This is a genomic window from Pseudomonas sp. NPDC090592, from assembly GCF_044769185.1.
Taxonomy (GTDB): Bacteria; Pseudomonadota; Gammaproteobacteria; order Pseudomonadales; family Pseudomonadaceae; genus Aquipseudomonas.
Genome location: NZ_JBIVXJ010000055.1, coordinates 1 through 12,829 on the forward strand (window position 1 = coordinate 1; position 12,829 = coordinate 12,829).

Sequence of the window (12,829 nt, forward strand, 5' to 3'; positions counted from 1 at the left end):
TGGGGCGATGTCTCCCACGGTCTGTACTGCTGTGAACAGTCAGAATCGGCTTTTTCGTCCCACCACCCCTTCAAGTATCACCATACAAGCGGCTTCAGCCGCGAACACCGGCGCAGCCGGTGCCATGCAACGCATTGCCGGTTTCGCGGGTCAGAGGCGCCGGCGCTTGCCCAGGCTGGGAATGGTGGTTGGCGGCACTACCACGGCAACCTGCTCGCGCTGGGTGCTGGCCGCCAGCCCAGCCAGTGTCGGCTGGCTGAACAGGGTCCTGGCATCCACGTGCAACCCGGCCTGGCGCATGCGTGCCACCAGGCTGACCGCAAGCAACGAATGCCCGCCCAACTCGAAGAAGTTGTCGTCACGGCCTACCTGCTCGATCTTCAGCACCTCGGTCCAGATCCCGGCCAGCGCTGTTTCAAGCTCGCCCTGGGGTGCCTGGTACTCACGACTGATCACAGCCTCCGCACCTGGTGCCGGTAGCGCCTTGCGGTCGACCTTGCCATTGGCGCTCAACGGCAACGCCGCCAGCCCCACGAACGCTTGCGGCACCATGTACTCGGGCATGCGCGCCAACAGGTGGCTGCGCAACGCCTCCAGCGCCGGTGCCTGCTGGCCTTCGCTACAGGTGAAATACGCTACCAGGCGCTCGTCACGCATCAGCACCACTGCCTGCCCGACCGCCGGGTGTACAGCCAGCAAGGCTTCGATTTCGCCCAGTTCCACCCGCAAACCGCGTAACTTGACCTGGAAGTCGTTGCGGCCGATGAAGTCCAGGTCGCCGTCAACGCGGTAGCGCACCAGGTCACCGGTGCGGTACAGGCGGTCGCCCTCGACAAACGGGCTGGCAATGAAGCGCTCGGCCTGCAGTTGCGGCAACCCCAGGTAGCCACGCGCCACGCCGACACCACCAATGTGCAGCTGCCCCACCGCACCCAACGGCACCGGCCGGTCATGGGCGTCGAGCACGTACAGCCGGGTATTGGCGATCGGCCGACCAATCGGCGGCGCCTGCGTGGGTAGCGGTGCATGCGCTGGCAAGGTCCAGGCGGTGCTGTCCACGGTGGCTTCGGTAGGGCCGTAGACATTGTGCAGGCGCACGTTGGGCAGGTGTTTTCGCACGCTGTGCACCAGGGCCAGGGTCAGCTCACCGCCCCCACAGAAAATGTCGGTCAGGCTGGTGCAACGCTCAACACCCGGCTGTTCGAGAAACTGATGCAGCAGCGCCGGCACGAACTTGACGATGCTGACCTGCTGCGCCTGGATCAGCTGCACCATGTACGCCGGGTCGCGATGGCCATCGGGGCGCGCCAGCACCAGGCGCAAACCGGCGGTCAACGGCCAGAACAACTCCCACACCGAGCCATCGAAGGTGAACGGTGCCCGTTGCAGCAAGGCGTCGCCCGGGCGCGGCGGGCAGATTTGCGAACCCCAGTGCATCAGGTTGCACAGGCCTCGGTGCTCGACCATCACGCCCTTGGGCGTACCTGTGGAACCCGAGGTGTACATCACATAGGCCAGTTGTGACGGCCCCAGCCCCGCCACCTGTGGGTTATCGGCCGGGTTGGCCTGCCAGCCGATGTCGTCGAGGTCGAGCCAGCGGCATGGCAACGAGGCGAACAGGCCTTGCGTTGCGCCGTGCACCAGCACCAAGGCCGGGGTGCAGTCCTGCAACATGAAGCGCAGGCGCTCTTGCGGGTAGCCAGGGTCCAGCGGCACATAGGCACCACCCGCCTTGAGCACGCCCAGCAAGGCGACCATCAGCGCAACGCTGCGCTCGACGCACACGGCCACCCGGCTGTCAGGGCCGACCCCTTGGGCAATCAGCTGATGGGCCAGGCGGTTGGCCTGGGCGTTGAGGGTTTCGTGGTCAAGGCTGTCGTCGCCTGCCTGCAAGGCAATGGCCTTGGGCGTGCGCCGGGCCTGAGCCTCGAATAGCGCGGGCAGGGTCTGCCAGGTCGGGCTGTGGGTGTCTTCAGTGCGGTTGAACCCCTGCAACAATGGCTGCAGCTCGCTGGACGGCACTGTGCACATGGTCTGCAGGCCCGCACTGTTGCGCCTGGCGAGCGCATCGCCCAACTGCTGCAAGGCGTTGAGCAAATAGTCCATGACCCGTTGCGCACCGATTGCACGTGGGGCGCGGATGGCCAGTTGCAGCGAGTCCGCCTGCTCATCCACGGTCAACACCAGCCCGTAGCTGTGTACCTCGCTGGCCTCGGCCAGTTCCACACCTGGCAGCACCTGGCCGAACGGCAAGCTACCCTGGCGGTAGTTGACCAGGCTGTCGAACAACGCGCTGCCTGCTGGCAAGCCGCTGCAGCGCTGGGCCAGCAGCAGCGGCGCGTCTTCATGTGCCAGCAGCGCGGCCAGCCCGGCGTGGGTTTCACTCAACGCCTGGCCCGCTGAACGCTGTGCCAGGGTGACACGCAGCGGCAAGCTGTTGATGAACATGCCCATGGCCCGACCGGCACCCGCGCCGGCCATGCTGCGCCCCAGCAGCACGGTACCCAGCACCACCTCGTCGCGCCCGCCCAGGGTGCCCAATACCTGTGCCCAGGCCAGGTGCAGCAGGCTGGCCAGGCTGGCGCCCTGTTGCCGCGCCTCCTGACGCAGCGCAGCGACACGTTCGCTGGCCAGGCAGTGGTCGTGGCGCTCCAGCTGCTGCTCATCGACCGTTGTGCCCCCGCACCCACTGATCGGTGCTTGTGGCTCGATACCGGCAAGCTGCTTGCTGAAGAAGGCAGCGTGGCCAGCCTGGCGCTCGGCCTGGGTGCTAGCGGCGACATAGTCGCGGTAGGCCACTGGCTTGGGCAAGCGCTCGCTCTGCCCGGACATGAAGGCCTCCAGTTCGCCCAGCAGCACCTGCAGCGATACGGCGTCGTTGACCAGGTGATGGAAGCGTAACAGGCCCAGCCAACGGCCCTGCCCGGCATCTTCGCTGCACACCAGCGCCATCATCGGCGCCTGGCGCAGGTCCAGCGGGCGCTGCTGCGGGTCGAAATGGCTGCGCAACTGCCCGGCGGGGCCGTGCCAGTGCTCAACCGGCAACTGCGCCTGGCGCCAGACCACCTGCTGCGGGTGTTCCAGCCCCTCCCAGCACAGGCTGGTACGCAGGATGTCGTGGCGCTCGATCACCTGCTGCAAGGCAACGATAAAGGCTTGCAGCTGCTCGTGACTGTCGAAGGTGAACAAGGCCTGCTGCTGATAGGGGTCGCGGGCATCGGTGACATGGTGATACAGCAGCCCCTGTTGCAGGGGGGCCAGGGGGTAGATTTCCTGCACGTTGCCAGCACCGCCCGGCACCGTGGCGACGATCCGGTCAATGGCAGCCTGGTCCAGTTCGGTGAGCGCGAGCATGCCTGGGGTGATCTGCTGGCAACCCGACAGCACCCGGTTTTCCGGCACCACCGGGCTGTCGACCTGGGTCACGCTGGCCGCCAGGCTGGCCAGGGTCGACTGGCCGAACAGCACCTGAATGTCAGCCTGCAAGCCTTGCTGACGCAGGCGCTCGACCAGTTGCACGGCCAACAGCGAATGGCCGCCCAGTTCGAAGAAATGGTCCTGGCGCCCTACCCGCTCAACCTGCAGCAACTCGGCCCACAGCTGCGCCAGCTGCTGCTCGACCGGCCCTTGTGGCGCTTCATGCTCACGGCGCACCTTGGCGCTCTCGTCGGCCTGCGGCAAGGCGCGGCGGTCCAGCTTGCCATTGGTGGTCAGCGGCCAGCGCTCAAGGCGTACATAGGCACCCGGCAGCAACGCAACCGGCAGGCGTTCGCGCAAGTGCTCTTGCAGCACACGCGGGGTCACCGGCGCGTCACCGATGAACCAGGCCTGCAACTGGCCGTCGCGCAGCATCACCACGCATTCGCGCACGGCCGCATGGCTGGCCAGGGCAGCCTCGATTTCGGCCAGCTCAACCCGTACACCGCGGATCTTCACCTGGTCGTCGTTACGCCCGAGGTATTCCAGGGTACCGTCGGGCAGCCAGCGCACCAGGTCGCCGGTGCGGTACATGCGTGCCCCCGCTTGCGGGCTGAACGGGTCGTGCAGAAAGCGCTCGGCCGTCATCTGCGGCCGGTTCAGGTAGCCGCGGGCAACGCCCTTGCCCCCCACATACAGTTCACCCACCGCACCGGGTGGCAGCAACTGGCGCTGCTCATCGAGCACGTACAGCCGGGTGTTGGCCACCGGGCCGCCGATATGCAGCGGCCCACCCGCCACGACCTGGCCGGAGGTGGCCACCACCGTGGTTTCGGTAGGGCCATAATTGTTGATCACCCGGTAACGGCGCTCGCGGGCCAGGCGGCGCAGGCGGTCACCGCCAACCAGCAGGGTGTGCAAGGTCGGGTGCAGCTCGCCCTGGGCAAACGCGTGCTCGGCCACCGGGGTTGGCAGGAAGCTGACATCCAGCGGCTGCGCCCGCCACCATGCGAGCAAGGCGTCGATGTCTTCGGCGCCATCGCGCACCGGCGCCAGGTGCAGGGTCGCACCGCTGCACAGCGCCGGCCAGACCTCCCAGGCCATGGCATCGAAACCGAAGCCGGCCAGGCTCGACTGCTGCCGCCCGGGGCCCAGGTCGAAGCTGCTGCAGTGCCAGTCAACCAGGTTGGCCAGCATGTGCTGCTCGACCATCACGCCTTTGGGCAAGCCGGTGGAACCGGAGGTGTAGATGACATAGGCAAGGTCGCTTGGCGATTGCGGTGCAAACCGGAACGCCGCGGCTGGCGTGGCGGCCCAGTCGAAACGATCCAGCTCGACCTGCCTCAGGCCGTGGGCCGGCAAGCGCTCGGTCAGCCGGGAAAGGGTCAGCAGCACGTCAGGCGCGCTGTCTTCCAGCAGATAAGCCAACCGCTCGCGCGGATGAGCCGGGTCAATCGGCACATAGGCGGCGCCAGCCTTGAGTACGGCCAACAGCCCCACCAACGTGTCCAGCCCGCGCTGGGCGATCAGCGCCACCCGGCGTTCAGGCCGCACACCCAGGCCTGCCAGGTGTTGCGCCAGCAGTTCGGCACGCCGCTCAAGTTCGCCATAGGTCAGCGCCTGGCCGTTGTGCAGCGCAGCCACTGCCGCCGGCCGCGCCTTGGCCTGGGCCTGGATGCGCTGCTGAATCAGGCCCGCATCAGCCACTGGCATTTGCGTGGCATGCCACTGTTCAAGTGCAGCATGCTCGCTGCCGGTCAGCAGGTCGAATTGGCCGGGCAACGCCTGCGGCTGCTGTAGCCCTTGCTCCAGCACATGCAGCAGGCGCCCGGCCAGCGCCCGGGCTTCATCATCGGCAAACCAGGCCCGGTTGTGCACCACATGCAGCGTCGCCGCGTCGCTGTGGCTGTTGCAGCGCAGGTGGATACTCAACGGCGTCGGTTCGTGGCCATTGCAGATCATCACGGTGTGGCCAGGCGCGTCAGCAATCTGCAAGGCGTTGCTGTCTTCTTCGAACGAGACCATCAGTTCGAACAGCTGCGGCCGTTCTTCACGCAGCACGCCGAGGCTGCGGTTGAGTTCACTGAGGGCAAAGCGCTGATGGCGATAATCCTGTTTCAACGCATCGCGAATGCCCTCCACCAGCGCGGCGAACGAGCATTCGCGGGCAAAGCCCATGCGCAGCGCACTCACCTGGGTGAACAGCCCCAGGGTTGCCTTGAAGCGGGCGTTGCCGCGGTTGCGCACGGGCAGCCCGACCACCCATTCGTCACGTTGCCAGGTGCGCGTCACGCAAACATGCAACGCAGCCAGCAGCACATGCAGTGGCGACGCTTGCAGCCCGGCAGCAAAGCGGCGCATGCGTGCCAGCAACTGGCAGTCGAACGCTTGCACCTGTGCGCCACTGGGCCAGCCATTCGCCGGCGCAGTGCGCTCGCGCGGGGCCAGCAGGGCGTCGGGCAACTGCTGGTAGCTGGCCAGCCAGTAGTCGCGGTCGCGGGCATGCCGCGTAGACACCTGATACTGGGCATCGTCTGCAATGAAGGCCTGGTAGGAGGCTGCCCCGCGCGGCAAGGGCAGGCCTTGCTGCAACAACTGGTAGCAGTCGGCGAGCTGCTTGAACCACTGGTCTACCCCCCAGCCATCGAGAATCAGATGATGGGCCTGCACCGCCAGCAGGTAACGCTGGTCGGCAATGCGGATCAACGTTGCGCCCCATAAAGGGCTGGCATCCAGGCTGTAGGGCGTACGCATTTGTGCTTCCAGCAAGGCCAGTGCAGCGGCAAACGGCTCGCTTGCCTGGCGCAGGTCGTGCCGGGCCAGTGGCACGGCCATGTGCTCGGCAAAATACTGGCGGGCAAGGCCGCCTTCGGTGACCACTACCGTGCGCAGGCCATCATGCTCGGCCACCAGGTGCTGCAGCGCCTGCTGCAACTGCCCGGCATCCACCCTGCCCTGCAACTCCACATACGCGCCGATGTTGTACAGCGGCGAGTCGCCATGGCTGATCTGGTCCAGCCAGATGTCACGTTGGGCAACAGTCAGGGCAAAGGTTTCGACGGCGGGCATGATTCGGCAGGTCCTTCTGGTTGATCATCCGCGGATTCAAGCATCGCCGCCTGCAGCTGTATGGCCCGTTAATCCCGGACAATCGCCCCCCGCAGGGCGGGCTGCTGAAAAACGTGTAGGAAATTAGCCACACCGCGCCATCCACGATGGCCTACGGCACACGGTATACGCCGCGAACAGGCGAGATTCGCCGTGCTTCTGGCGTCAAATAGCCGGCCTGGTGCGAATCTGCGCAAAAACTGCCCTGCCCGGCAGCCACCGGCTGCGGCAGATCGGTGGCATTTTCTGTCCCGGTTTTCCATTACAGACGCCCGCCCGGTAGCGGGCTTGAATACGCCCACCCTCCCGTAATGCCAACCCACACGGAGCACTCGACAGCGAGATCACCCGCCGCAATACCCTGAACCGAGGAAGACAAGGAAATGATGCAGACCGACAGCCGCGAATACCGCCCCGACCCACAGCTGTACCTGCAATTGGGGGAACTGATCGCCAGCACCGGCGCTGCAGGCTTTGCCGACCAGATGTTACGCCTGGTCGAAGCACAAGTGCCTGTCCAACGGCTCGAACTCAGCGAATGGACCCTCGACCTGCAGCGGGCCAATGTCAGCCACATCGAGGTACTGGGCAGTGCCGGGCTGCAACCCGCTCACGCTGCCATCGACAACGTGCGCCAACCGTTGCTGCAACGCATCATGCAGATGAAAGACCCGTTGCTGATCGAGCTCAAGGCACCGCCGGGCGCCCTTCATCCGCGCCAGAATGCCCACCAGTGCCACCTGGTATCGTGCAGTGGCAGCAAACGCTGGGTGATCAGTTTTCATCGTTTGCCAAGCCAGCGCACCTTCTCCCTGAGTGAACTGTCGCAGCTCAAGAGCTTGTCCGACACCCTGCTGCCGCTGGTGGAGCACCACGGCCAGCTGCTTGAACAGGGCGCCATGCGTCGCGCCGGGTCGCCCCTGGCCGACCTTGAAGCAGGCTCGCTGCGCCATTCGTTTGGTGAGCGGCTGGTGCAGGAAGCGGTACGCCTGTCGACCCGCGAACAGGAGGTGTGCCTGGGCCTGCTGACCGGCGGTACGGTGCCAGAGATGGCCCAGCGGCTGAATGTGAAGAACAGTTCGGTGGAAACCTACCTCAAGCGTGCCACTGCCAAACTGGGGGTCAGTGGCCGCCATGGCCTGGCGAAATGGATGGCCGGTGCCTGACTGCGAGACCCTGCGATGCCCCGACATGTTCTGACCTTGTGCGCCGTACTTTTGTGCGGCTGTACCCTTACCCCTGATTACCGGCGACCTGAGCCGTCCGTGGCGGCACACTTTCCGCAGGGGGCAGCCTACGCCGGCAACGTGTCACGCACCCAGGCGGCCGAGGACTGGCAGCAGGTGTTCCGCGACCCGGTACTGCGCCAGCTGATCGACAATGCCCTGGCCAACAATCGCGACTTGCGCACGGCCGCGCTCAACGTCGCGGCCTACCAGGCGCAGTACCGGATCCAGCGTGCCGACCTGCTGCCCAAGGTAACGGCCAATGGCCAGGGCCAGCGCCAGTACTTGCCAAGGGGCATGACCGGCACCGGCCAGGGGGTGATCAGTTCCAGCTATGCCGCGACCCTGGGGGTGAGTGCCTACGAACTGGACCTGTTTGGCCGGGTGCGCAGCCTCAGCGACCAGGCGCTGTTGACCTACCTGGCCAGTGACCAGGCACGGCGCAGTACCCGTCTGAGCCTGGTGGCGAGTGTCGCCAGCGTGTACCTGACCTGGCGCGCCGACCAGGAACTACTGACCCTGGCCAACGAAACCCTGGTGGCCGACGAGCGCAGCCTGCGCCTGACCAGCAACCAGCGCCGTGCCGGCACGGTGTCGGCACTGGACCAGATCCAGGCGCGTACCAGTGTCGACAGTACCCGGGCAGCAGTGGCCCGTTACAAGCGCCTGGTGGCGCAAGACCTCAACCAGCTGGCGCTGTTGGTGGGCGCCCCGGTGGCCGCCGACCTGGCCGCCCTGCCCCTGGCAACCGAGCAGATTGCCGGGCTGCCGGCCGGGTTGCCATCGGACTTGCTGCAACGCCGGCCCGACATACGCCAGGCCGAATACCAACTGCGCGCGGCCAATGCCAATATCGGCGCAGCGCGGGCAGCGTTCTTCCCCAGCATCAGCCTGACCGCCAATGCCGGCAGCACCAGCCCCGAGCTCAACGGCCTGTTCGATGGCGGCTCTGGCACCTGGCTGTTCCAGCCGCAGATCAGCCTGCCGATCTTTACCGCCGGCAGCTTGCGGGCGAGCCTGGACTACGCGCGCCTGCAAAAGGACATACAGGTGGCGCAGTACCAGAAAGCCATCCAGGGTGCTTTCCAGGAGGTAGCCGACGGGTTGGCGGCTAGGGCGACCTATCAGCGCCAGTTGCAGGCGCAGCGCGACCTGGTGGCGTCCAGCCAGCGTTACTACGACCTGGCCGAGCACCGCTACCGGATCGGCGTGGACAGCAGCCTCGTCTTTCTCGATGCGCAGCGCTCGTTGTTCAGCGCCCAGCAGGGGCTGATCAACGACCGCCTGGCGCAGTTGGTAGCAGAGGTGAAGCTGTATGCGGCGTTGGGTGGGGGGTGGAACGAGAGCGATTGAATGCGATGCGGGCGCTCCCGCAGGTATCGCGTCAACCCCGGGCTCCCACAGAGATTGTGCAAGCTTTCAGACTTTGAATAAGACTGCAAAAATGCTTACAGCGCTGTCAGGTGCTCATACAGGATGGTCGCACCCACCAGCATCAGCACGATGCCGCCAATGATCTCGGCGCGCTTGCCTACCACCGAGCCCAAGGCCCGGCCCAGCATGGTGCCGATGGTGACCATGGTCATGGTCGCCAGGCCGATCGCCGCTGCCGCCACCCAGATGTTCACATCGACGAATGCCAGGCCAATGCCCACCGCCAGGGCATCGATGCTGGTGGCCACTGCCGTCACCGCCAGTATCCAGAACGAGTGCTGGCTTTGCTTCTGTTCCTCTTCTTCATCGGGCTTGAGCCCGGCATGCACCATGTGCGCGCCCAGCAACACCAGCAGGAAGAAGGCAATCCAGTGGTCCCACTGTTCGACATACTGGCTGGCTGCCTGGCCCAGCAACCAGCCAATGACCGGGGTAATGGCTTCGATCACACCAAATATCAGCCCGGTGCGCAGGGCTTCGGCCAGGCGAGGTTTGTGCAGGCTGGAACCTTTGCCGATGGCGGCCGCAAAGGCATCCGTGGACATGGCGAAGGCAAGGAAAACGAGGGAAATGGGATTCAACGATCAGGCTCCGCCGGGCTACGAGTCAACGACAGCCTTCTGCAGGCCCGGCTTGGCCACAGAAAGGTCGTTGGTCTCGCCAATCCGGCTGGATGCACAGGCCATGGCAGGTTGCCAAATATGTTGACCGGTGCGCCTTCGCAAGGGCGCGAAGGCAGGCTACTCCCCAAAGAGTGGGGGGATGATACCAGCGTCAGGTGAAAAAAGCGTGAACGGTTTACCGGCCCTACACGGGTCTAGACTGTACAGAACCCAATAACCGGGGGGCTGCCACACGTGGAGGTGTGAGATGAGCCAGTTCAAGCGCTTGTTCGTCATGCTCGGCCCGCAAATGCGCCACACGCCGGCGCTGCAACGCGCAGCGGCGCTGGCGGAGTCCAGCGGGGCACTGCTGGATATCAACGTATTCGTCGATGATGTCGACACCTTTGGCTTGATGAGCGATGGCCGCGAGCGTGAGCGGCTGCTCAGCGACAACCGCCAGTGGCTGGCGGATGAGGCCGAACAACTGGGCAATGCGGGCCTTGATGTGTCCACCGAACTGTTGTTGACCCGCGACCCGCTGGGCAGCGTCCTGGAACGGGTCGAACGACAAGGCTGCGACCTGCTGGTCAAGGACGTGCAACACGAACCGGTGCTCAAACGCCTGATGGTCACGCCACTGGACTGGCAGTTGCTCAAGGACAGCCCGGTTGCCGTGCACCTGTTCAGCGACATACGCCTGCCCCTGCCCCGGCAGATTGCCGCAGCGGTGGACCTGAACAGCCACGGCGCCGGCGAGCACCTGGATGAGCAGGTCATACAGGCAGCGCATGCGCTGGCCCTGCAATGCGACGCCGAACTGCACTTGCTGCATGTGTGCGATGCAGCCAAGACCCACATCGCCGATTTCGGCGCCGGCACGGTGACCATGCCGGGTTTCGATGGCAGCGTGCGAACCGCGCAGCGGGCGGCATTCAACCGCCTGGGTGACCACCACCAGATCCCGTTGGAGCGCCGGCACTTTCTTGAAGGCGCCGCGATCAGGGCAATCGCCCAGTTTGTCGGCCACAGCCGCGCGGATGTGATCGTGATGGGCAGCCACCGGCATGACGCCATGCAGACATACCTTGGCGGAACGACGGCGCATGTGCTGGAGCATCCGCTGTGCAATGTGCTGGCGATCAAGGCGGTGCGCTGAGGGTCTGTAACCTGGCCTGGCCCCTTCGCGGGCATGCCCGCTCCCACAGGATTTCCTAACAGGTTCAGGAAAAGGGGATCCCTGTGGGAGCGGGCGCGCCCGCGAAGAAACCAGCACTGACCGGCCTGCTTGGTATCTGGTACACCAGTGCCACTTAAAAAGAATGCATTTGATAATGATTCGTAGTAATTTCGCGGCGCTTCCCTACCCTCTCCTTCAGCGCCCTACTTCAGGATCGTACCGTCGATGCGTCGCACGTTCGTTTCGCTTTGTGTGCTTCATGCTGTCTCCCCGCTGGCCTTTGCCGAGCCCGAACCGCTCAGCGAACCCGCGCAGATCGAACTCCAGGCCCTCAGCATCACCGGCAGCGCCGACAGTGAACGCGCCGATGGCCCGGTCCAGGGCTACAAGGCCACCCGCTCGGCCAGTGCCACCCGCACCGACACGGCGCTGCACGAAACGCCGCAATCGGTCAGCGTAGTGCCCAAGGATGTGCTGCAAGACACTGGCGCCACGCGCCTGCAGGACGGCCTGGACTACGCCGGCGGTGTCGGCCGCGCCAACAACTTTGGCGGCCAGGGCCTGACCACCTTCACCGTAAGGGGGTTCACCACGGGCGAGTTCTACCGCAACGGTTTCCCGATCAACCGCGGCTACCCCAACGCCCCGGACGCCAATACCGTCGAGCGCCTGGAAGTGATCCGTGGCCCGGCTACCAGCCTGTACGGCCGTGGCGACCCCGGTGGTACGTTCAACGTGGTCAGCAAGCAGCCCCTGCCAGAGTCCAAGGTCACCCTGGGCAGCCAGTTCGATGACCAGGGCATGCACCGCGCCACGCTGGACGCCACTGGCCCACTCAACAGCGACGGCTCGCTGGCCTATCGCCTGAATGTGCTGGGTGAAGGCGGTGAAAGCTTCCGTGACGACGTTGAAAGCGAACGCTACGATGTGGCGCCAGTCATCAGCTGGCAGGTCAATGACGCCACGAAGATCATCTTCGAAGGCGACTTCATGCGTAACAACCACCCGTTGGACCGCGGCCTGACCCGCTATGCAACACAGACCGGCAGCGCTTCGCGTGATACCTACATATGGGAAAAAGGCAGCGACAACCTGCTGCACAACGACAACAACATGGCCCAGGTGCGTTTCGAGCATTTGCTGAACGACAGCTGGACGCTGGCGGGTGGGTTCCAGTTCCTCGATGGCTCGCTCAAGGGCAACGCTGTCGAAGCCAACGGCGCACCGGCAGATGGCCGCACGCTGCAGCGCAACTTCAACTACCGCAAGCTGGAATGGACCGATCGTGACTGGCAACTGAACCTGACCGGGCATTTCGATACGGGCGGTTTCAGCCATACCTTGCTGACCGGCGTCGAGTACGAGAACTACGACTACAACTCGATCATTCAGCGCTCCTCTGCGGCCAATGGCACCTACCCTATCGACATCTACAACCCGGTCCTGGGCCAGACTCGGCCAGCGCTTACCCGCACCACCACCTGGGACAAGGAAAACCTGCAGACCTGGGCCTTCTTCATCCAGGACCAGGTAGCCCTGACCGAGCGCTTGAAGGCGCTGGCAGGGGTGCGCTTCGAGCGCTTCGAGCATGACTACGACAACAAGCTGACCGATGCCGGCGATTTCAGCAAGGGCGAGAACGGGGTCACGCCCCGCTTCGGCCTGCTCTACGACCTGACCGATACGGTTGCGGTTTATGCCAACACCGCACGCTCGTTCAAGCCCAACAGTGGCACGCCCTTCGCGGGAGGTGGCTTTGACCCGGAAAAAGGCAAGTCCTACGAACTGGGCGTGAAGTGGGAGCCGCTGGATCGCCAGCTTAGTGTGGATGCAGCGGTGTACCACATCGTCAAGGAAAACGT

The 12,829-nt window shown here is 65.0% G+C and carries 6 protein-coding genes and 1 riboswitch; of the genes, 4 read left to right on the forward strand and 2 right to left on the reverse strand.

Annotated elements, in window-relative coordinates; genetic code table 11:
• Positions 1-150: 150 nt before the first annotated feature.
• Complete coding sequence (locus ACIQUI_RS28060) at positions 151-6,486, reverse strand: amino acid adenylation domain-containing protein (protein ID WP_403204259.1); 6,336 nt, start codon at positions 6,484-6,486, stop codon at positions 151-153.
• 422 nt (positions 6,487-6,908) lie between these two features.
• Between ACIQUI_RS28060 and ACIQUI_RS28065 the strand changes: the two genes are divergently transcribed.
• Positions 6,909-7,691 (forward strand): helix-turn-helix transcriptional regulator, encoded by a 783-nt coding sequence (locus ACIQUI_RS28065; RefSeq protein ID WP_403204261.1) that lies wholly within the window; start codon positions 6,909-6,911, stop codon positions 7,689-7,691.
• A gap of 15 nt (positions 7,692-7,706) precedes the next feature.
• A complete protein-coding gene (locus tag ACIQUI_RS28070; protein ID WP_403204264.1) occupies positions 7,707-9,104 on the forward strand; it encodes an efflux transporter outer membrane subunit in 1,398 nt (465 codons plus the stop codon).
• A 95-nt stretch (positions 9,105-9,199) separates the two neighbouring features.
• On the opposite strand, the gene mntP is transcribed toward ACIQUI_RS28070, so the two are convergent.
• Positions 9,200-9,766, reverse strand: a complete 567-nt coding sequence (gene mntP, locus ACIQUI_RS28075) for a manganese efflux pump MntP (RefSeq protein WP_403204267.1) — start codon at positions 9,764-9,766, stop codon at positions 9,200-9,202.
• A gap of 2 nt (positions 9,767-9,768) precedes the next feature.
• A riboswitch (yybP-ykoY riboswitch) is annotated at positions 9,769-9,946 on the reverse strand.
• A 109-nt stretch (positions 9,947-10,055) separates the two neighbouring features.
• On the opposite strand from mntP, the gene ACIQUI_RS28080 reads away from it, so the two are divergent.
• Positions 10,056-10,946: a universal stress protein gene (locus ACIQUI_RS28080; RefSeq protein WP_403204269.1), complete on the forward strand. Its 891-nt coding sequence runs from the start codon at positions 10,056-10,058 to the stop codon at positions 10,944-10,946.
• 246 nt (positions 10,947-11,192) lie between these two features.
• Positions 11,193-12,829: TonB-dependent siderophore receptor (locus tag ACIQUI_RS28085; RefSeq protein ID WP_403204271.1), on the forward strand; the 1,637-nt coding region annotated here is incomplete at its 3' end.

Excerpts from the sequence above, each read along its gene's own strand:
- ACIQUI_RS28060 (WP_403204259.1), bottom strand. The coding sequence starts at position 6,486 with ATGCCCGCCGTCGAAACCTTTGCCCTGACTGTTGCCCAACGTGACATC.
- ACIQUI_RS28065 (WP_403204261.1), top strand. The coding sequence starts at position 6,909 with ATGATGCAGACCGACAGCCGCGAATACCGCCCCGACCCACAGCTGTAC.
- ACIQUI_RS28070 (WP_403204264.1), top strand. The coding sequence starts at position 7,707 with ATGCCCCGACATGTTCTGACCTTGTGCGCCGTACTTTTGTGCGGCTGT.
- ACIQUI_RS28080 (WP_403204269.1), top strand. The coding sequence starts at position 10,056 with ATGAGCCAGTTCAAGCGCTTGTTCGTCATGCTCGGCCCGCAAATGCGC.